The sequence below is a fragment of the Atopobacter phocae ATCC BAA-285 genome (assembly GCF_000526675.1).
Classification (GTDB): domain Bacteria; phylum Bacillota; class Bacilli; order Lactobacillales; family Aerococcaceae; genus Atopobacter; species Atopobacter phocae.
The window spans coordinates 1-20,101 of the sequence record NZ_JAGN01000034.1 but is presented as its reverse complement, the minus strand read 5'-3'; the positions used below and the strand labels follow the sequence as shown (position 1 = coordinate 20,101).

19 protein-coding genes and 1 pseudogene are annotated in these 20,101 nt (G+C 32.6%); 16 read left to right on the top strand and 4 right to left on the bottom strand.

The window, feature by feature from the left end; all coding sequences use genetic code 11:
- A partial coding sequence (locus L866_RS0106260; RefSeq protein WP_025730219.1) for a hypothetical protein occupies positions 1 to 202 on the bottom strand: 202 nt, incomplete at its 3' end.
- Between the two features lie 426 nt (positions 203 to 628).
- On the opposite strand from L866_RS0106260, the pseudogene L866_RS09095 reads away from it, so the two are divergent.
- Positions 629 to 940 (top strand): annotated as a pseudogene (locus tag L866_RS09095) (ATP-binding cassette domain-containing protein); the annotation flags it as partial.
- Positions 940 to 1,134, top strand: a complete 195-nt coding sequence (locus L866_RS09090; protein WP_051452874.1) for a hypothetical protein — start codon at positions 940 to 942, stop codon at positions 1,132 to 1,134. The pseudogene L866_RS09095 and the gene L866_RS09090, both read left to right, overlap by 1 nt.
- Positions 1,135 to 1,738: 604 nt before the next feature.
- Here L866_RS09090 and L866_RS08670 read toward each other — a convergent pair.
- Positions 1,739 to 2,620: an FMN-binding protein gene (locus tag L866_RS08670; RefSeq protein ID WP_025730217.1), complete on the bottom strand. Its 882-nt coding sequence runs from the start codon at positions 2,618 to 2,620 to the stop codon at positions 1,739 to 1,741.
- A gap of 501 nt (positions 2,621 to 3,121) precedes the next feature.
- On the opposite strand from L866_RS08670, the gene L866_RS0106245 reads away from it, so the two are divergent.
- The 4 genes from L866_RS0106245 (at position 3,122) to L866_RS0106230 (ending at position 7,032) form a co-directional block, all read left to right on the top strand.
- Complete coding sequence (locus L866_RS0106245; RefSeq protein WP_025730215.1) at positions 3,122 to 4,435, top strand: ABC transporter substrate-binding protein; 1,314 nt, start codon at positions 3,122 to 3,124, stop codon at positions 4,433 to 4,435.
- Positions 4,436 to 4,543: 108 nt separating this feature from the next.
- Positions 4,544 to 5,410 (top strand): carbohydrate ABC transporter permease, encoded by an 867-nt coding sequence (locus L866_RS0106240; protein ID WP_156919532.1) that lies wholly within the window; start codon positions 4,544 to 4,546, stop codon positions 5,408 to 5,410.
- A 9-nt stretch (positions 5,411 to 5,419) separates the two neighbouring features.
- Entirely contained in the window at positions 5,420 to 6,250 is an 831-nt protein-coding gene (locus tag L866_RS0106235; RefSeq protein ID WP_025730212.1) for a carbohydrate ABC transporter permease, read from the top strand.
- 140 nt (positions 6,251 to 6,390) lie between these two features.
- Positions 6,391 to 7,032: a DUF624 domain-containing protein gene (locus L866_RS0106230; protein WP_025730210.1), complete on the top strand. Its 642-nt coding sequence runs from the start codon at positions 6,391 to 6,393 to the stop codon at positions 7,030 to 7,032.
- Positions 7,033 to 7,167: 135 nt separating this feature from the next.
- Here the strand turns inward: L866_RS0106230 and L866_RS0106225 are convergent, their stop codons facing one another.
- Positions 7,168 to 7,875: a GntR family transcriptional regulator gene (locus L866_RS0106225; RefSeq protein WP_025730208.1), complete on the bottom strand. Its 708-nt coding sequence runs from the start codon at positions 7,873 to 7,875 to the stop codon at positions 7,168 to 7,170.
- A gap of 166 nt (positions 7,876 to 8,041) precedes the next feature.
- Here L866_RS0106225 and L866_RS0106220 point away from each other — a divergent pair, with 166 nt between their 5' ends.
- From L866_RS0106220 to L866_RS0106210, 3 genes are all read left to right on the top strand, one after another.
- Complete coding sequence (locus tag L866_RS0106220) at positions 8,042 to 8,830, top strand: endonuclease/exonuclease/phosphatase family protein (RefSeq protein WP_025730206.1); 789 nt, start codon at positions 8,042 to 8,044, stop codon at positions 8,828 to 8,830.
- A gap of 30 nt (positions 8,831 to 8,860) precedes the next feature.
- On the top strand, positions 8,861 to 11,047 hold the full coding sequence (locus tag L866_RS0106215) for a PTS transporter subunit IIBC (protein ID WP_025730204.1): 2,187 nt from the start codon (positions 8,861 to 8,863) through the stop codon (positions 11,045 to 11,047).
- Between the two features lie 122 nt (positions 11,048 to 11,169).
- Positions 11,170 to 11,832 (top strand): deoxynucleoside kinase, encoded by a 663-nt coding sequence (locus L866_RS0106210; protein WP_025730202.1) that lies wholly within the window; start codon positions 11,170 to 11,172, stop codon positions 11,830 to 11,832.
- A 47-nt stretch (positions 11,833 to 11,879) separates the two neighbouring features.
- On the opposite strand, the gene L866_RS0106205 is transcribed toward L866_RS0106210, so the two are convergent.
- Complete coding sequence (locus L866_RS0106205) at positions 11,880 to 12,500, bottom strand: HD domain-containing protein (RefSeq protein WP_025730201.1); 621 nt, start codon at positions 12,498 to 12,500, stop codon at positions 11,880 to 11,882.
- Between the two features lie 163 nt (positions 12,501 to 12,663).
- Here L866_RS0106205 and L866_RS09490 point away from each other — a divergent pair, with 163 nt between their 5' ends.
- From L866_RS09490 to L866_RS0106175, 7 genes are all read left to right on the top strand, one after another.
- Entirely contained in the window at positions 12,664 to 12,822 is a 159-nt protein-coding gene (locus tag L866_RS09490) for a hypothetical protein (RefSeq protein WP_169729076.1), read from the top strand.
- A 276-nt stretch (positions 12,823 to 13,098) separates the two neighbouring features.
- Positions 13,099 to 13,224, top strand: a complete 126-nt coding sequence (locus L866_RS09820) for a hypothetical protein (RefSeq protein ID WP_281170801.1) — start codon at positions 13,099 to 13,101, stop codon at positions 13,222 to 13,224.
- Between the two features lie 14 nt (positions 13,225 to 13,238).
- Entirely contained in the window at positions 13,239 to 14,225 is a 987-nt protein-coding gene (locus tag L866_RS0106195) for a hypothetical protein (RefSeq protein WP_025730200.1), read from the top strand.
- An 834-nt stretch (positions 14,226 to 15,059) separates the two neighbouring features.
- Positions 15,060 to 16,043, top strand: coding sequence for a LacI family DNA-binding transcriptional regulator (locus tag L866_RS0106190; RefSeq protein WP_025730198.1), 984 nt, complete (start codon positions 15,060 to 15,062; stop codon positions 16,041 to 16,043).
- Positions 16,044 to 16,144: 101 nt separating this feature from the next.
- On the top strand, positions 16,145 to 17,527 hold the full coding sequence (locus L866_RS08665) for a PTS transporter subunit EIIC (protein ID WP_035446293.1): 1,383 nt from the start codon (positions 16,145 to 16,147) through the stop codon (positions 17,525 to 17,527).
- A 12-nt stretch (positions 17,528 to 17,539) separates the two neighbouring features.
- Positions 17,540 to 18,937, top strand: coding sequence for a glycoside hydrolase family 32 protein (locus tag L866_RS08660; protein WP_425387357.1), 1,398 nt, complete (start codon positions 17,540 to 17,542; stop codon positions 18,935 to 18,937).
- A gap of 5 nt (positions 18,938 to 18,942) precedes the next feature.
- Entirely contained in the window at positions 18,943 to 19,803 is an 861-nt protein-coding gene (locus L866_RS0106175; protein WP_025730197.1) for an ROK family protein, read from the top strand.
- Positions 19,804 to 20,101: the final 298 nt, after the last annotated feature.

Below are 20,101 nucleotides of genomic sequence, written 5' to 3'. Positions count from 1 at the left end.
CAGAATAATTGTTATTGGTACCTTTTGATATTAAGGCCGAAGGCCCATGTAATCTATACTTATTAAGATACTTTCGAAAGTTTTTATCATTTAATTTTAAGCCATAATTTTCCTGTAATTCTACATAGGGTATTCCACTGATTAAATAGAGATCAATAAAATACATTAACTCATTAGCCGAATGACGTTTATTTTTACGCATGAAAAACTCCCCCTAAAATAGTTTTACTTTTTCAAGTGTCTACTTTAGGGGGAGCATATCATTTTAACATTGATTTAGTTTTTATAATCAAATATCAACTATTCTCTAAAAAGGTATGAACGACTAAATAGAGAGCATCTTTTTTTACATCAAAAGTATAAAGTGTTTTTTAAAATGTTAAAATATAACAGATTTTATAGGCTGTTATACCTACAGAAAAAGTTATGCATTATAAAGAATGAAGGTATATATAATATTTCTGAAAAAGAAAGAAAAATTGTTATATTATTTTTGCGAAATGAGGAGTTATCACGTTACAATCAAATAACATTACGAAGACATATGGACATGCAGTACCGATTTTGAATGAGTTAAATGTAGACATTTCAGAATAATAAAAATTAGTTAAATTGAAAAAATGGTAGAGGGAAAAGTAAGTTGCTAAAAATAATCAATGGTTTAGAACAGCCAGATCAAGGTCAAATTATTTTTAATCAACGAGAAATTTATTCATTACATGCAAAAGAGCAATTAAACGTACGGAAAAAGATGGCTTATATTTTTCAACAATTTAACTTAAATGATAATAAATCTGTTTGTTATCATTTAAGTTTAGTATATAAGTTATCCAATCAACGAGTTGAACTACAAAAAATTGATGAGATTCTCGCATTTATGAAGATGAAATTAGTTCAGCACTCGATAATGCCATTGAAAAAGAAATTTTTGCATTATTAATGAAATTGGCAGATGAAAAAAATATTACTTTAATTATCGTGTCACACAACTTATCCATATTAAAGAATTATTGTACACGTATTTTATTTTTAGAGGATGGTCGAATTCGTGATGAATTTATTCCTAAAAAATCGGAATTGTCTAAAGAAGACGATTATTTCCGTTATGTAAAGGAGTTTATGTCACAAGATTGAATCATTTTTGAATAAGTAATCGATATTTAGATTGCTTTTATTGAAACGATTTACATGATGCTACCACACATAAATGGCATAGATTGATAATCTATTTGAATACAGCAAAGAACTAAAAGTGACTTATGAGGTGGTTTATCAGTTAAGAGAATCGCTTAAAAATCTTCGATTCGATTGATTTGAACATGGAGTCAATTATGGTCTAACATTGCCTCTCCCAAAATCATTCAAGACCGTTTTAGGAAGCTTTAAAAACGATAGTATTTATAATTAAAATATCTTTACTGATCCACAATTGACTAATGGGCCGAATGAAGGATGAAATTACAAAATCAAGGTGCTTAATCGAACTGCTTATGGGTACCGTAAATTATTCAAACTTTAAAAATAGAATGTTATTGATGATGTATTTTTATCAATCAAATCACTCATCCAAAAGCGTGGTGCTTAATACTGACCTTATAAATAATCGATTCAAGCACTTGTTCGGATATTATATATTTGAATCTGTAAAAAAAAGGCGAAGTAACCGCATGGTTACCTCACCTCGTCATCAATCTTATTTAACAAAGAACCTTAATTCTTAAGTAATGTACTATACATATTATTCAGCTGGTGCTTCGAATTCACCGGTTTTTCCTATTTCTGCGTAATCATCTAATAATACTTCAACATAATGTTTAAATGAATCTGTAGAATGTGTAGCACCTGATACAACGTCAATGCCGCTCACTTTTTGACTCTTAATCAATGCATCAACTAATTCTTTGTTGTATTTTTCAGGAGATGTTTTTGTTTCTTTTTCCATTGCTTTTTTGTATTCAGCATCTTCAGATTTTAATTTGCCTTCTTTATTAACTGCATCAAAAGTTACAGCTGCAATCTTGTGATCAGTAATTGTTAATTCAACAAATTCTTTCCAACCTTTATCGCTGAATTCAGAAGCAACTAATTTATAAGTGCCATCTTGGTATAAAGGAACGATTGCTTCTTCAGTTTTTCCATCTTTTGCATTAGCTGTTGCTGCTTTTGCTAATGTTTCAAAGTTGCGTGTAGAGTGAGTTGCACCACTTACTACATCAATACGTTCTGCATCTTGAGTTGCAACTAATTCATCACTTAAACGAGTGAATGCCTCTTTTGGAGTGAATTTGTTAACAGCTGCAAAAGCTTCTTCGTATTTCTTGTTTTCAGAACGGATTTCGCCTGCATCGTTTGTGTAATCATAAACTGCTTCAGTAATTTTACCATCTTTAACAGTTAATTCAACGAACGCTTTCCAGTCACGTACATCTGTACGATCGAAAGTAGCACGGTATTTACCATCCTTATATTCGATATCTGAAGCTTCTTTTTCAGTCATTGCAGGTAATCCACCTTTTGACTCATTTGAAGTTTCAGCAGCATCTTTATCTTTGCTACCACCACAGGCTGCTAAGAATAAAACACTTAACACGGTTAAAACACTTAACCATACTTTTTTCATTTTTGTTTCCTCCCTTGTTATTTTGTGAGCGATTTATTCTAACAAGAATTTAAAAGTAAGTCAAATAGTATGATATCAGTGGAGTTTCCCAAAAAAAAGAAAGAAAATATTAGATAATTTTTTGTGAAAAGATACAATAAATTAGTAAATCAATATCTTTATGATCAATTATTTGCTTGATAATTGAAATTTGAATATAGATTAAAGATAAAGTGAAACAGTGTCAGCAGAAGTGAGAATTTAATAATTTGATAAAACTACTTTCATAGTTGACGACAATAAATGTAATAATCTGAAAGTTAATACAAATATATTATACTGATTGAAATTAATTTCAAATTTTTATATACTCTTTATGAAAGCGCTTGTAAAAAGTTAGGAGAGGAGGATTAGTGTATTTGTGATACGTTTTAGCAAGCGGCAATCGGCCAAATTCTGTTGATTGATATCACTGATTAAAGTGACATTAAATCACAAATAAAATATAAAGGAGTATGTCATATGAAATTCAAAAAAATATTACTATCCTTGCTTGCAGGTGCCTCAGCTGTTAGTTTAACGGCTTGTGGAAATAGTGACACAAGTAAAAAAGAAAATGCAGCGAATTCTGATCAAACAGTAATTACTTGGTGGGCATTTCCAACGTTCACACAAGAAAATGCTAATGACGGAGTGGGGACCTATGAACAAAAGATTATTTCAGCTTTTGAAGAAAAACATCCGGATATTAAAATAAATCTTGAAACGATTGACTTTACTTCCGGACCAGAAAAAATTACAACAGCCATTGAAGCGGGAACAGCACCTGATGTTCTTTTCGATGCACCAGGACGTATTATTGATTATGGAAAAAATGGTAAGCTAGTGGATTTAAATGATTTATTCACTGAAGAATTTATTAAAGATGTGGATAATGATCAAATTATTCAAGCTTCAAAAGCAGGGGATACAGCTTATATGTATCCAATTAGTTCAGCGCCATTTTATATGGCATTAAATCGTAAGATGTTAAAAGATGCAGGTGTTTTAGATTTAGTGAAAGAAGGCTGGACGACTGATGACTTTGAGAAAGTTTTGAAAGCGCTTAAGGATAAAGGGTACAATCCAGGCTCATTCTTTGCGAATGGTCAAGGTGGAGATCAAGGACCACGTGCCTTTTTTGCTAATTTATATAGTAGTTCAATTACTAATCCAGAAGTAACTGAATATACAACAAATGACAAAAACTCTATTAAATCAATGGATAAAATTAAAAAATGGATTGAGGACGGTCTTTTAATGAATGGATCTCAGTATGATGGATCAGCTGATATTCAAAATTTTGCGAATGGACAAACAGCCTTTACAATTTTATGGGCACCTGCTCAACCAAATACGCAAGCGCAATTGTTAGAATCAAGTGGAGTTGATTACTTAGAAGTGCCATATCCTTCAGATGACGGTGTCCCAGCACTAGAATATTTAGTGAACGGCTTTGCAGTATTCAATAATAAAGACGATAAGAAAGCAGAAGCAGCCAAAGAATTCATTAAATTTATTGCTGATGATGAAGAATGGGGTCCAAAAAATGTTATAAGAACAGGAGCATTTCCAGTAAGACATTCATTCGGTAAATTATACGATGATGAACGTATGGAAATGATTTCTGAGTGGACTAAATATTATTCACCTTACTACAACACGATTGATGGATTTGCTGAAATGAGAACATTATGGTTCCCAATGGTACAAGCTATTTCAAACGGTGATGAATCACCAAAAGATGCTTTAGAAAACTTTACAACGAAAGCGAACCAAACTATTAATAAGAAATAATCGAATATGACTCCTTTTCAATTTTATACACTGATGTTATGGAAAGGAGTCATTATTATTATGTAGACATTGAAAGAGGTGAATAGAGTGCAAATCAATAAATTAAAAATGCGTGAAACGCTAATTGCCTTTGCTTTTTTAGCACCAGTTCTAATATTTTTTAGTATATTCGTTTTAGTTCCAATGATCATGGGATTTGTAACAAGCTTTTTCAACTATACAATGAATGAATTTACATTTATTGGATTAGCCAACTATCAAAGAATGTTTAATGATCCAATTTTTATAAAGTCATTAATTAATACAGTATTAATCGTTGCAGGTTCTGTGCCGATTGTTGTGCTATTTTCGTTGTTTGTAGCCTCTCAAACTTATGATAAAAATGTTATTACACGAACTTTTTATCGGAGTGTCTTCTTCTTACCAGTTGTTACAGGTAGTGTGGCTGTGACTGTTGTTTGGAAATGGATCTATGATCCAATGTCGGGGATTTTAAATTATATTTTAAAATCAGGTCATTTGATTAACCAAAATATTAGTTGGTTAGGGGATAAAAATTGGGCGCTACTAGCCATTATGGTCATTTTATTAACGACGTCTGTAGGACAGCCTATTATATTATATATTGCAGCAATGGGTAATATTGATCATTCATTAGTTGAAGCAGCTCAAGTCGATGGTGCGAATGACTTACAAATTTTTCGGAAAATAAAATGGCCAAGTCTTTTACCGACAACCTTATATATCGTAATTATTACAACGATTAATTCATTCCAAATTTTTGCGCTCATTCAATTACTGACATCTGGTGGACCAAATTATGCGACAAGTACGATTATGTATTATCTTTACGAAAAAGCTTTTAAATTGTCAGAATATGGATATGCGAACACAATGGGTGTATTTTTAGCCGTTATGATTGGAATAATCAGTTTTGCACAATTTAAAATTTTAGGAAACGATGTTGAATATTAAGGAGAGGTCATAATGAAGAAAAAACTTTCAGTATTTAATATTTTAACGTCAATTGTATTAGGGTTACTAACCATATTTTTTATTTTTCCGTTCTATTGGATTATGACAGGTGCATTTAAATCACAACCAGATACAATTGTCATTCCACCACAATGGTGGCCTACAGCTCCTACGTTAGAGAATTTCGAACGATTAATTGTTCAAAATCCGGCCTTAAAGTGGTTGTGGAATAGTATATTTATATCAACTGCAACCATGCTATTAGTATGCTTGACATCAGCATTAGCAGGTTATGTTTTAGCTAAAAAACGATTTTACGGGCAAAAATTACTATTCACAATTTTTATTGCAGCAATGGCTCTGCCTAAGCAAGTTGTTTTAGTCCCATTAGTACGAATTGTCAATTTTATGGGAATACATGATACATTAGCTGCAGTTATATTACCGCTTGTGGGATGGCCATTTGGTGTGTTCTTAATGAAACAGTTTAGTGAAAATGTACCTACTGAACTGCTAGAATCAGCTAAAATTGACGGATCAGGCGAAATTCGAACATTTGTAAGTATTGTTTTTCCAATAGTTAAACCGGGATTTGCTGCTTTAGCTATTTTTACATTCATTAATACATGGAATGATTACTTTATGCAATTAGTCATGTTATCATCTCGTGAAAACTTAACGGTTTCACTTGGGGTCGCAACAATGCAAGCAGAAATGGCAACAAATTACGGGTTAATTATGGCAGGAGCTGCATTAGCCGCTGTGCCGATTGTTACAGTATTTTTACTTTTCCAAAAATCATTCACTCAAGGAATTACAATGGGGGCTGTGAAAGGGTAAAAATTATGAGGTTATATATCCTTTAAATAATATTGAATAAAAATGGACATTAATTTAAAATATGAGCGAGATTTTTCGTTTCCAAGTATATCATCATGCGTTAAATAATAATGATAGCAACATGAAGGGGTTAAACAATAATGAAAAAGTATGAACAAATAAAACAAGCCATATTTAGTTTAGATAACCCCATAATGGAAATGAGTAACTTCATCTTAAATTTAGCACTCATTAATTTATTATTTGTGTTAACCAGTTTGCCAGTTATTACGATTGGTATATCTAAAACGATTTTCTATCGAATGCTTTTTAAATTAAACGAGCACTCCCATCTCCCCATTATTTCAACTTATTTTGAAGAATGGAAAAAAGAATGGCGTCAAAGCATTTGGTTGGGGTTAGTTGAGTTCATTTTATATAGTTTCATTTTATTCGATTTATATTTAATATCTAATCAACACTCACCATGGATTGCTGGGCTTAAAGTGTTAGGTTATGCGAGTTTATTTTTAATCAGTTCGATTTTTTTATATGTGTATCCCATAAATGCCAAATATGTAATGACTAATCAAAAGATTTTAAAAAAGAGTTTGCTTATGACATGTTTGCATGGACAATGGACCATTGTATCAATGCTAACACTTATTATCATTGTATTTATTATGCAAATTAATTTTTTAATTTTTTACCTTATATTATCACTATTGTGTATCATTGGCTGTTCAATGTTAGGGTATATTCATATAATAATCTTAAATCAGATTTTTAAAAACTATCAATAGATACGAATTAGTAAAAGGAAGGAAGAACTTTCCTTTTACTAATTTATATATGAGTCGCGAAATAAAAAGGATGAGATCATCATGATCTCATCCTTTTTCAATTGTTATAAGTAGTCAGTAAATGTTATAGACCGTTTATCGTTTCGCCATTGTAACGAACGTGAATTTATCCGGTCGATAACAAATAGTACCTTGCTGGAATAATTGACCGTTAGATAAATACGTTAGACTAGTGACAACCGTTACCATATTATATGGGCCTAAATCCATATATATTTTTTCTTCATCCGTGGCAAAACGAAAAGATATTTCACGCCGTGAATGATTAATCTTTAAGCCGAGATCATTTTCGAGATATGCATAAATAGATTGCGAAGCAATATCTTTTGATAAATGTGGGATGATTTGTCGATCAAAATAGGATACTTCATATTCAATTCGTTGGCCATCAATTTTACGAGTACGAGCCACTCGATAAAAATCAGCATGTTCATCAACCTCGAATAGTTGCATTAGAGTAGGATCGCTTTGAACGATATAGAAATCAACTAATTCGGTATGAATTTGGTAGGAGCCCATTCGATTCAATTCATCTGATGTACGCAACTCTGAAAGAAAATTGTTTTTCATTCGACCGTGCTCCATAACGATTGAATTTCTTCCTTGAGTTTTATGTATATAGCCGTCAGTTTCTAGTAAAGCCAGTGCACGTCGAATAGTATCTTTTGAATATCCAAAAGACTGCATTAAGTCATTTTCGCTGGGCAATTCTTGATTGGCTAATAATTGTCCTTGGTCAATTTGCTGTTTAATAGTTTCATAGACTTTTTTATATTTGCTCATTGGATTCGCCTTCTTTATATCTAATGTCTCTAATAGTTTACCACAAATAAAGAATAAAACGCTAACAACATTTACGTAAAAGTGATTGACATGAACTTACTATTACGGTAAAGTGATAAGTGTAAACGGTATCAAATATAATTTTTTTGAAAGGGAAGGAGGGCCAATGAAGTTATTAACGTTAAATGTTCACGCTTGGATGGAAGAGAATCAGCTAAGTAAAATGGGCAAAATAGCAGAAACGATTGCGCTCAAGCAATATGATGTTATTGCACTGCAAGAAGTGAATCAATCCATTGATAGTCCAATCATTCAAAATGACTTAAAAAAAGATAATTTTGGATTGTTATTACAAGAAAAAATAAATGCATTATCGCCATCAAAGTATGATTATGTATGGTCTAATTCGCATATTGGATATTCAGTATATGATGAAGGAATTGCTATATTAACTAAATTACCAGTAAAAGATATTGATTCATTTTATTGTAGTACTAGTCAAGATGTTCATTCGATTCATTCTCGAAAGATTGTAGGAGTTACAGTATCCTATAATGATGAATTAATTGATATTTATTCTTGTCACATTAATCTGCCAGATACTCCTGGAGAACATCAAATTGATAATATTGAACACATTCTATATCGAAATGAGAATAGGCACTTAAAGATTTTGATGGGTGATTTTAATGTCGATGCATTTTCTAATCCAGTCGCGTACGAAGCAATTAAAGAAATTGGATTATGGGACTCTTACGAATTAGCTATCCTTCAAGATGAAGGGATTACTGTACCAGCAAACATTGACGGATGGCAAGATCATCTAAACGGCAAACGATTGGATTATATTTTCCTTAGCCAACGTCGTTCAGTACAGTCAAGTCGGGTGATCTTTAATGGAGTGAATGAATCAGTAGTATCAGATCACTACGGTGTGGAAATAGAGTTATTGTAATTATTGTGTTGTAAAGAGAGGAGAAACCAAATGAAAAAGTTATTTCAATTTGAATTTTGGCAACAGTTTGGCAAAAGTTTGATGGTCGTTATTGCAGTAATGCCAGCAGCTGGATTGATGGTGAGTATTGGTAACTCAATTCCATTAATTAATGCAGATTCAATGATGTTAGCTACGATAGGAAATGTGATTGCACAAATTGGTTGGGGAATTATTGGGAATTTACATTTACTATTTGCGTTAGCCATTGGGGGAAGTTGGGCAAAAGAACGTGCAGGTGGGGCTTTTGCAGCAGGTTTAGCATTTATATTAATTAATTTAATAACTGGTCACTTTTATAGCATTAATACAGCGATGTTAGCTGATAGTACAGCAGTGGTAACAACTGTATTTGGTACAGAAATTCCTGTGGCTAACTACTTTATCAACGTTTTAGGACAACCTGCACTGAATATGGGGGTATTTGTCGGTATTATTTCGGGATTTGTTGGGGCGACTGCTTACAATAAATATTATAATTTCCGTAAACTACCTGATGCATTAACGTTCTTTAACGGTAAACGATTTGTGCCATTTGTTGTTATTTTACGTTCAGTAATCGTTGCAATTATTTTAGCTATCTTCTGGCCAATTGTTCAGTCAGGTATCAATAGTTTCGGTATGTGGATTGCGAACTCTCAAGATTCAGCACCATTTTTAGCACCGTTCTTATATGGAACATTGGAACGTTTATTATTACCGTTTGGATTGCATCATATGTTGACAATTCCTATGAACTATACGCCATTAGGTGGAACGTATGAAATTTTAACAGGTGCGCGCCAAGGGACAGAAGTATTTGGTCAAGATCCATTATGGTTAGCGTGGATTACTGACTTAATTAATTTAAAGGGTGCAGGTGATACAGCACAGTATCAACAATTATTAGCACAATTTACACCAGCTCGTTTTAAAGTTGGACAAATGATTGGCTCCAGTGGGATTTTAATGGGATTATCTCTAGCAATGTATCGTCATGTGGATCCAGATAAAAAACAACAATATAAATCAATGTTTGTTTCGGCAGCACTAGCGGTCTTTTTAACAGGTGTTACTGAACCGATTGAATTTATGTTTATGTTTGTTGCTTTACCACTGTATTTAGTTTATGCCTTAGTACAAGGTGCAGCTTTCGCTATGTCTGATTTAGTTCATTTACGCGTTCATTCATTTGGTAATATTGAATTTCTAACTCGTGCACCAATGACAATTAAAGCGGGAATTGGTATGGATATTGTAAACTTTATTTGGGTCACTGCCTTATTTGCTGTAATTATGTACTTCATTGCAACATTCATGATTGAAAAATTAAATCTTGGTACGCCAGGACGTAATGGTAATTATGAAGCAGGAATGAGTGACGCTCATCAAACGCCTGAAGCGACTACAGAAACAGGTAATGTATCTAATCAAGTAACGACAATTATTCAATTACTAGGTGGATCCGATAATATTCAAAATGTTGATGCATGTATGACTCGCCTACGTGTGTCGGTTGACGATCCAACAAAAGTTGGGACAGAAGATGAATGGAAACAAGCTGGAGCAATGGGCTTGTTAGTTAAAGATTCTGGTATTCAAGCCATTTATGGGCCAAAAGCTGATGTCTTAAAATCGGATATTCAGGATGCATTAGATGCGGGTTATCACGTTCCAGCAAAAAAGAAATCTGTTCAAGCAGTAAAAGCTGTAAAAACTGAATCACATCCAACATATAAAGGGATTAAAGAGTCAGTTTATACGGTGGCAGATGGCCGAGTTCTTCCCATTACAGAAGTGAATGATCCCGTATTTTCTGGCAAAATGATGGGTGATGGTTATGCTATTGAACCTGTTAATGGTAAAGTGTATGCGCCTGTTAGAGGTATCGTTCAAACGGTTTTTCCAACGAAGCATGCAATCAGTATCATTAGTGAAAATGGTTTAGAAGTGTTAGTTCATTTGGGATTGGATACGGTGGAGTTAAAGGGTGTACCTTTTGATGTTCAAGTAACAGAAGGTCAATTAGTGCAAGTGGGAGATTTACTGGTAACGATGAATTTATCAGCGCTTGAACAAGCAAATAAAGATCGTACGATTATAGTTGTTTATACTAATATGGATCATATCAAGGAGATTACACCACAAACTAATACCACTCAAAAAGCTAATACTGTAATTAGTGAAGTTGAATTATAAAAATTTTTCCGTTCGAATGATTGAATATTCGGACGGTTTTTTTAATATTTTTCTAATGCAATCGTCTTGTTCAAATAATCAAATCGTGGTACATTGATACGGAACCAGATTTTAGAGGAGAGTTGGAAGGAGATATGCAAGCAGTGATTGTATTAGCTGGAATGATTGGTGCCGGTAAGAGCACCTATACAGAAATGATTGCACGAGAACTAAATAGTGAGCCGTTTTATGAGAGTGTTGATGATAATCGTATTTTAGAAATGTTTTATGATGACCCAAAACGTTGGGCGTTTGCTTTGCAAATACATTTCTTAAACACACGGTTTAGAAGCATAAAAGATGCATTGACTCATCAACATAATGTTTTAGACCGCTCGATTTATGAAGATGCGTTATTTACTCAAATTAATTATGAAACAGGTAATATGAGTGAAGCTGAAATGGATACTTATTTGACGCTATTAGATAATATGATGGAAGAATTAGATGGTATGCCTAAAAAAGCTCCAGATTTATTAATTTATTTAAGAGGTCCTTTAGATATTCATTTAGAGCGTATTAAAAAGCGCGGACGTGATTATGAACAAGTAACAGAAGAAAATCCGGAATTATTAGAATACTACAAACATTTACACAGTCAATATGATAAATGGTTCCATTCTTATGATAAGAGTGATACATTAGTCATCCAAATTGATGAATATGATATTGAAAATGAAGCAGATAAAAAAGAAGTGATGCGTCAAATTCGAGAAAAATTAGCAGAAATTGGTATGGCTTCATAAATTGAAAGAAAAATCCCACGATGATAAATATCAACGTGGGATTTTATTTATTTATCGCTATGCCATTCGGAATAAAATTGATTAAGAAATTCTTCCATAAAGTGATGACGTGTTAGAGCGATTTCTTTTCCTTCTGGCGTATGCATAAGGGAATGAATGTGTAGCAATTTATCATGAAAGTGCTGAATGGCAGTTTGTTCATTAGATGAAGATGGTTCACCGGTATAAATAGGATGGTGAACAGAACCAGCGTAAGCAAATGTCCGAGCAATTCCAATGGCACCGATGGCATCTAATCGATCAGCATCTTGTACAATTTTATCTTCTAAAGATTGAGGTTGTACAGTATTTCCCCCTTGTTTAAAACTAACTGCATCAATAGTATACATGATACGTTTGATATCTGTGGCACCAACTTGGAGTTGTTCGAGTAATTTTACGACTTCGTTTCGTGCTTTATCAGTATTTTGAACTAATTTACGGTCATACCGATCGTGTAGCAAGGCAGCCGCTTCAATTTGAAAATGATTGACTTCAGGGTAATGAGACGCGATTAAACGTGCATTTTGCCAAACACGTTCAATATGAAACCAATCATGGCCAGTCGTGTCATTTTTAAAGAATTCTTGCATTTCTTTTTGAATTTTTTGAATTCTAAAATCGTTCATATTATTATGCTCCTTTCTTTGTTTACCTTAGTATGAACATCGATAAAATGCAATCTTAGACTAAATATTTTATGAAGATCATTTTATGAAAAAAGCATAATAAGGCAGCCAATCATCTAGCTTGGCTAACCTTGATTAAAAAATAGCTAATTAATAAAAAGGAGTGATGATTCCAACGGGACAACCGAACTTGATTACGGGAGGTAGCTTCATTGTTTATAGTGTCGAAACAAAAGAAATTATTTCGAATAAAGTCGTTAAAATTATGATACCAATGATATGGGGCTTGATAATAGAGGATTTAATGATCGTTGGATTGTAAAAGAAGATGTTATTAGGCATGGCCCAAGTGGAATTGGATTCGTGAACGATAGCGAAGTGAAATCTATATTCGTAAAGGAAAGACGAGTACGACAGGAACAGACTTTCAAGAGGTGTTAATTGAAAATGGTGGACAATCTGCTGATATTTAATATGTAATCAAGTGATAAAAAGACAGACCTTTAATAGGTTGTTTTTTTATGTTCAAATTACATTGTAAAAACATGCTATATATAATATGCTGTTTTAAAAGAGTGTTTGAAAGGAGTTTTTTTTAGTGAAGAACAAGTTTTTGAGATGGATTAAAATCATAAGTGTTTGTATGAGTGTATTTATCATGTCTGCTTGTCATTTAATAAGTTCACCGGAAGAAATTAAAGCCATTCCGATGAGTGAAAAATAAAAAGAAATAAAGAGTTGAAAATACAAATAGCTCAAGCGTATGGGATTGTTTTAGATGATATAGATGAGTATGACTTTGGTTTTCAAACAACAAACGAGGATTCCTCCTCTTACGATTATATGTTAGTTCAAATGTCAGATGATGAGTTTCCTCAACTGCTTGTTGCTAAAGAAGAAAAGACTAATAAACAGCAAATCAAAATTTTTACATTTAATCCACATACATTAAAAGTTAAAGAATGTTCTGAACAGCTCTCAATTGGACAACTTAATAAGAAAAAACAAGCAGATATTTTAATAGAAAAGAATCAAATCGGTTTAAATTATACCGTTTTGAATCATAATACAGCCAAAATTAAAGTGGAAAAAATTACGATTGAAAATAATAATTTGGTGAAAAAAGTAAGCCACAATGGGCAGCTGAATGAAATGAAAAATTCTAAAGAAAATGAGCCTATCTCATGGCAGTCTATTGATGATCGTACGATATTAAATGCGTTTGGACAAGAAGAAGATTATTATGAAGTTGCTAACGAGCACTCGAAGCAATCAGACAATGAAGTAGAACAGTCCGATGATTTACAAGAGAAGAAAGAAGACAAAAGTAATGATAAGAAACAACGCCTAGATGAATTAATCGAATCCGAAAAACAAAAAGGGGGGATAGTTGTTTCAGGGACCTTAAAATATTTAAATCATTTTGAAGTTTTGAAAATTCAAGGAGCACCTGATCCAAATAATGAGCCACTCCAACAACAAATGAATCATTTAATTTTGATTTTGGATGAACCAACTGAGGTTACTGCAAGGCGAGCAGGTGGACCAGGATTGGGAACACACGAAGCTCAATTAATTACACTTGGATTGGAAAATGTTCTGCCAGAGTATAATAATCAAAAGATTATTTTGGTTTTTTCACCAGAAGATGCAACTTGGCCAAGTGATACATCAGTTCCATTAGGAGAACCTCGAGTGTTAAAATTTAAAATTCTAAATGAATAGTAATAAGACATCCTACTATGATGAATGAGTAGGATGTTTTATTGAATCAAATCAATGAAATTTGTTTTGCTTAAAATAGATAGGATTTACAAGTGTAATAGACTATAATAAGGTTATTATATCAATGGATAATAAAAGTTTATGTGATGGTAAATTTTAATAACATTATGAAAAATGAGGGACTCATTATGAAGGAACAACGACATCCAATCAACATATTTCGTATTCTACCCTAGCGTCAAGAGCAGAATCAAAAGGTGAAACTTTAGTTAAAGGAAAAATATTAAATCTGTAAACTGATGCAATTAGCGTTTTAGAAGACGTTTTAAACGAAATTGGTGAATAGTCTCCTGATATTTAATATTTAATCAAGTGATGAAAAGACGGACTTTTAATGGGGTTGTTCTTTCATTAAAAAACTACTTTGAAAAACATGGTATATATAATGTTCTGTTTTAAAATAGATAGATGAGTGGGAAATGAGCTATTGAAGGTGTTTAAAATAATTAATGTCGCTATGAGTTTGTATTTATTGTTTATTTGTTATTTAATAGTTTCTTATGAAGAAGGACAAGCAATTCATATTGATGAACAAATAAAGTACTGAAAACAGAAATAGTTAAAGTGTATAGAAGAACTTTAGATATAATTAATATTTTGTTAAACAGCAAATATACCATCTGAATCTTATTATTACAGTTATGTCATATGATAATATAATAAATATCAAAGAGGTTTTGAGAAGACTATTTTCATGTCGTTATACGTTATTGAATAAAATAAGTAAAGGTAAAATAATTATAAAAAGATTATAATTGAAAAGAGAGGATTAAAATGGTTACGTTAAGTGACATTGCTAAAATGGCAAATGTTTCTAAGAGCACGGTTTCTCGCTATTTAAATAATGGATCAATAAGTGAAAAAACAAAAAAAAAATTAGATAAAATTGTACATGAAACTGGATATCAACCAAATGCTTTAGCACAAAGTTTAAAAGCAAGCCAATCAAATATGGTAGGTGTTATTATACCAAGGTACGATTCGACATCAACAAATCAAGTGTTGAAAGGTATTGACTCAATCTCTTATGAAAAAAATATTCAATTAATGATTACGAATACAAATTTAAATCTTAAGCGAACAAAAGAAAATATTTCATTATTGCAAAGACAAAAGGTTGGTGCAATTATATTATTTGCGACGGAAATTGATAAAGAGTTAGAAAAACAAATTAAATTATCAAATATACCTATTTTCATAATAGGTCAGCAAATAAATAATTGTCCATCATTTATTTATAAGGATTATGAAGCTGGAAAGATTATTGCGAAGCACGCAATTGAACAAGGACATAAGAAATTATTATTTGTTGGAGTCACTGAAAAAGATTATTCTGTAGGAGTTTTACGTAAAAAAGGATTTTATGAAGTGGCCGAAAAAAATAATGCAAGTATAGAATTCATTGAAACAGGATTTTCACGTTCATACAGTTATGAAAAGTCATTAGATTTTTTACCAAAAATAAAAGCAACATATATTGCAGCAGCTACTGATCATATTGCGATTGGTATTTCAAATGCGTGTGCAAAGCTAGGAATATCGATCCCTGAAGATGTTTCATTAAGTGGTTTTGGAGGTTATAGTATAATACAAAACGTATACCCACATATTACGACAGTGACTTATCCATTTTCTCAAATGGGAGAGATTGTGATGAAAAGAGTTATTCAAGTATTAGATAAAGGTACCGAAAATATTGATAAACTTACAGAATTACAGGTTAACTTAAATGTTCAAGGCTCTACTAAAAAAATCTAATGCTTAAAACAAGAAAGCACTTGCAAGTATTTCTATCTTGTTTTACAATTAAATGGAACCGGTTCCTTTTGGGTTTAAATTTTTTGTGAGGAGGAAAAATAATGAAAAACGAAAAAGTAGTAAAGGAATTACTTGAGGTAATTGGTGGAAAAGAAAATATTGCTAACTACGAGCATTGTGCGACACGGCTCCGTATTATTTTAAAGGATAATAGTGTTATTGATAAAGAGAAAGCTGAATCGCTCACTGATAGTAAAGGGTATTTCTACTCAACTGGACAACATCAATTTGTGTTCGGTACAGGAAAAGTCAATGAAGTTTATGCAGATTTTGATCAAATGATGAGTGGAACAGATGCTGCTCAAACTGATCAATCAGTTAAATCCAATGCTTATGCAAACATGTCACCTGTCCAAAAAATTATAAGAATATTAGCAGATATTTTGGTACCACTTATTCCAGCTTTAGTAACTACAGGTTTGTTGATGGGGGTACGTGGATTACTTATCGAACTAGGTTTTACAATGACATCAGATTTTGAATCATTGTTTGTAATGTTAACAGATACTGCTTTTGCATTCTTACCAGTATTAATTACTTACAGTGCAACTCGTAAATTTGGAGGTAACCAGATTATTGGTATTGTTGTAGGATTAATGATGGTTGCACCTCAATTACCAAATGCTTATGCTGTGCTTGGTGGAGACATGGCCCCATTATCTATCTTTGGAATTAGTGTATATGGTTATCAAGGTTCAATTTTTCCGGCAATCATTGCAGGGTTGTTAATTTCAAAACTAGACAAATGGTTTCGCACATGGGTTCCACAAATTATGGATTTAGTTGTGACTCCCTTCTTAACGTTAACAGTAACACTTTTTATTATTTTATTTATATTAGGACCAGTTATTCAAGGGATTGAATCAGTTGTAATTAACGCTCTAGTATCAGTTATTAATGCCCCCTTTGGTATTGGTTACATTTTATTTGGTGGACTACAACAGTTACTTGTTATTACGGGTCTACATCACTCAATTGGTATTATTGAAATTAATTTAATTAGTAATACTGGTTTTAACGTAATTCAACCACTAACAACAGCAAGTATGGCTGGACAATTTGGCGCGGCAATTGGGACAGCTTTGCTTATGAAAGACAAAGTAAGACGTACAAATATGATTTCATCCGCGTTACCGACATTATTTGGAATTACTGAACCATTATTATTCGGTGTTAACTTACTTTCATTAAGAATATTTTTTTCAGGAGTTATCGCAGGATCTGTAGGTGGGGTGTTAATATATATCTTTGATTTATCTGCAACTGGAATGGGCATTACATTTGTTCCGGGTTTATTATTATATGTCGGACAATTTACTGCCTTAATTCAATACTTGATCGTTATTGGGGTGGCTTTCGTATTAGGTATTATTATAGTAAGATTACAAGGAAAACAAATCTTAGAAGAGTTTCAAATTAAATAAGAGGTGACTAAATTGGCGATTGATAATTTGAAAAAGAAATCTAAAAATGATTCATGGCGCTTAAAATACCATCTGATTCCTGAAATTGGATGGCTAAATGATCCAAACGGAGCCATACAATTTGATGGTACTTACCATATTTATTATCAATATGTTCCAGAAAACGCAAATGGTGGTAAAACGCACTGGGGACATATGACTTCAAAAGATATGGTTTACTTTAATCAAGAACCTATTTTTATATCTCCAACAGAACCCTTTGACATTGACGGTGTATATTCAGGTAGTGGAATTGAAAAGGATGGGAAAATTCACTTTTTTTACACAGGAAATGTTAAGCAACCTGGTGATAATGATTATATTTTTAGTGGACGTGAACAAAATGTGGTTCATATTGTGAGTCCAGATGGTTTTGAAATTCAATGCCGAGAAGTGGTGATTTCATATACGGATTTTCCTGTGGGTTTTTCCAATCATATTCGAGATCCTAAATTATTTGAAAAAAATGGCCATTATTATATGATTCTTGGGGGGCGAACAAACGATAATAGAGGAAGTATCTTAGTTTATGACTCACCAAACTTGGAAGAATGGAACTATCGTGGCACAATGATGGAAGGAAATGAAGACCAAGGATATATGTGGGAGTGTCCAGATTTCTTTGAATTAAATGATGAAGATATTTTGATTTTATCACCACAAGGTATTTTACCCGAAAAATATCAGTTTAATAATCCACATGCAGCTGGTTATATTATTGGCAAATTAGATTGGCTTACCATGAAACTATCATCAGAGACAACGTTCCAAGAATTCGATCGAGGATTTGATTTTTATGCACCTCATACATTTGAAGACGAAAGCGGTCGGCGTATTATGTGGGCTTGGATGGGAGTAGGAGATACAATGCCTGAATATATGAATCCAACAGTTGCACGAGGATGGCAACATGCGATGGCATTACCTCGCGAATTGTCGATAGAAAATGGTAAATTATATCAAAGACCATTAGCTGAATACAAAGAAATTCGTTCTAATAAAATAAAACGAGAAATTGGTACATCCGACGATTTATCTGGTGAGGTATATGAACTCCTAGTTGAAATGGAAGAATCAAAAGCTTTTCATTTGAAGCTACGACAAGATACTGAATTGATTTATGATAGTGAAATTTTAACACTGAAGCATGGTAAAAGCGGTTATGGTCGTCGTAAACGAATGACACCCATTGATAAAGTGACACGATTAAATATTTTTGTTGATACATCATCAATTGAAATTTTTGTAAATGATGGTGAATTTGTTTTAACAACACGTGTTTACCCAGATATTGGGCAAGATTTAATCTCGTTTGAATCAAATGTAAAAGGAACGATCACATATTGGGATCTAAAGTTAGAAGAGGAGTAATAAATATGTACGGAGCAATTGAAGCTGGTGGAACTAAATTTGTATGTTCTATAGGAAATGATAAACTAGAAATTATTAAGCAATTAACGATACCCACAGTATCTCCTGAGGAAACAATGCCTCAAGTGGTAGGTTTTTTTAAGGAGTTTGAAAAACAGTTGAAAGCAATTGCAATTGGATCATTTGGACCAATTGACGTTACAGAAGACTCAGAGACTTATGGGTATATTACAAATACCCCTAAGTTAAAATGGCGAAATTATAACTTTTTAGGTTATTTAGAGAATCATTTTCCCAATGTTAAAACAGCTTGGACCACGGATGTGAATGCATCCGCCTACGGTGAGTATTCAGTGCGCGAAGGAATTAATAATTTGGTTTATTTCACGGTAGGTACGGGTATTGGTGGTGGAGGTGTAAAAAATGATGAATTCATTCAAGGTATAACACATCCCGAAATGGGACATGTTTCGGTGAAGAAACATATTGATGATCACTTTGAAGGGATTTGCCCAAGTCACGGAGAGTGTTTGGAAGGCCTTGCTTGTGGACCAGCAATCGAAAAACGATTAGGTATGAGTAGTAAAGATGTTCTAGCAACAGATCCATACTGGGATATACAAGCTTATTATATTGCTCAAAGTGCCTATAATGCAACATTATTTTTATCACCAGAAGTTATCGTTTATGGTGGGGGAGTTATGAAAGTTGAAGGGCTACTAGATAAAGTCCGTGATCAATTTAAAAAAATAAACAATGATTATATTTCACTCTCTCCATTAGAACAATATATTGTGGAGCCAAAATTAGAAGATACATCAGCAACGATAGGCTGTTTTGCAATGGCACAAGCACTAATGAAATAAACAAAGGAACTCTTTTGTCAATAGATGAGAGAGTTCCTTTTTTACTTTCAATGATATTCAGTGAAGAGAACTTTTTATAGAGAGAACAATAAAACTTATTCATTTTGATTTAACATTTGTTTCATTTAAAATAGATATGATTTACAGGTCTAATGGGTTATAATAAAGTTATTATATCAATGAATAATAAAAGTTTATGTGATGATGATAAAGTCCATATAATTGTGTAAAAGATAAAAGGCCATATAAAGCTCCTTTTACGGTACAATGTTTTTACCAGAAAACCTACCCAGGAGGA

What these genes read in the sequence shown, in the direction of transcription:
- L866_RS09090 (WP_051452874.1), top strand. Translation starts at nt 940, where the DNA reads ATGAAATTGGCAGATGAAAAAAATATTACTTTAATTATCGTGTCACAC.
- L866_RS08670 (WP_025730217.1), bottom strand. Translation starts at nt 2,620, where the DNA reads ATGAAAAAAGTATGGTTAAGTGTTTTAACCGTGTTAAGTGTTTTATTC.
- L866_RS0106245 (WP_025730215.1), top strand. Translation starts at nt 3,122, where the DNA reads ATGAAATTCAAAAAAATATTACTATCCTTGCTTGCAGGTGCCTCAGCT.
- L866_RS0106240 (WP_156919532.1), top strand. Translation starts at nt 4,544, where the DNA reads ATGCGTGAAACGCTAATTGCCTTTGCTTTTTTAGCACCAGTTCTAATA.
- L866_RS0106230 (WP_025730210.1), top strand. Translation starts at nt 6,391, where the DNA reads ATGAAAAAGTATGAACAAATAAAACAAGCCATATTTAGTTTAGATAAC.
- L866_RS0106225 (WP_025730208.1), bottom strand. Translation starts at nt 7,875, where the DNA reads ATGAGCAAATATAAAAAAGTCTATGAAACTATTAAACAGCAAATTGAC.
- L866_RS0106220 (WP_025730206.1), top strand. Translation starts at nt 8,042, where the DNA reads ATGAAGTTATTAACGTTAAATGTTCACGCTTGGATGGAAGAGAATCAG.
- L866_RS0106215 (WP_025730204.1), top strand. Translation starts at nt 8,861, where the DNA reads ATGAAAAAGTTATTTCAATTTGAATTTTGGCAACAGTTTGGCAAAAGT.
- L866_RS0106205 (WP_025730201.1), bottom strand. Translation starts at nt 12,500, where the DNA reads ATGAACGATTTTAGAATTCAAAAAATTCAAAAAGAAATGCAAGAATTC.
- L866_RS0106190 (WP_025730198.1), top strand. Translation starts at nt 15,060, where the DNA reads ATGGTTACGTTAAGTGACATTGCTAAAATGGCAAATGTTTCTAAGAGC.
- L866_RS08665 (WP_035446293.1), top strand. Translation starts at nt 16,145, where the DNA reads ATGAAAAACGAAAAAGTAGTAAAGGAATTACTTGAGGTAATTGGTGGA.
- L866_RS0106175 (WP_025730197.1), top strand. Translation starts at nt 18,943, where the DNA reads ATGTACGGAGCAATTGAAGCTGGTGGAACTAAATTTGTATGTTCTATA.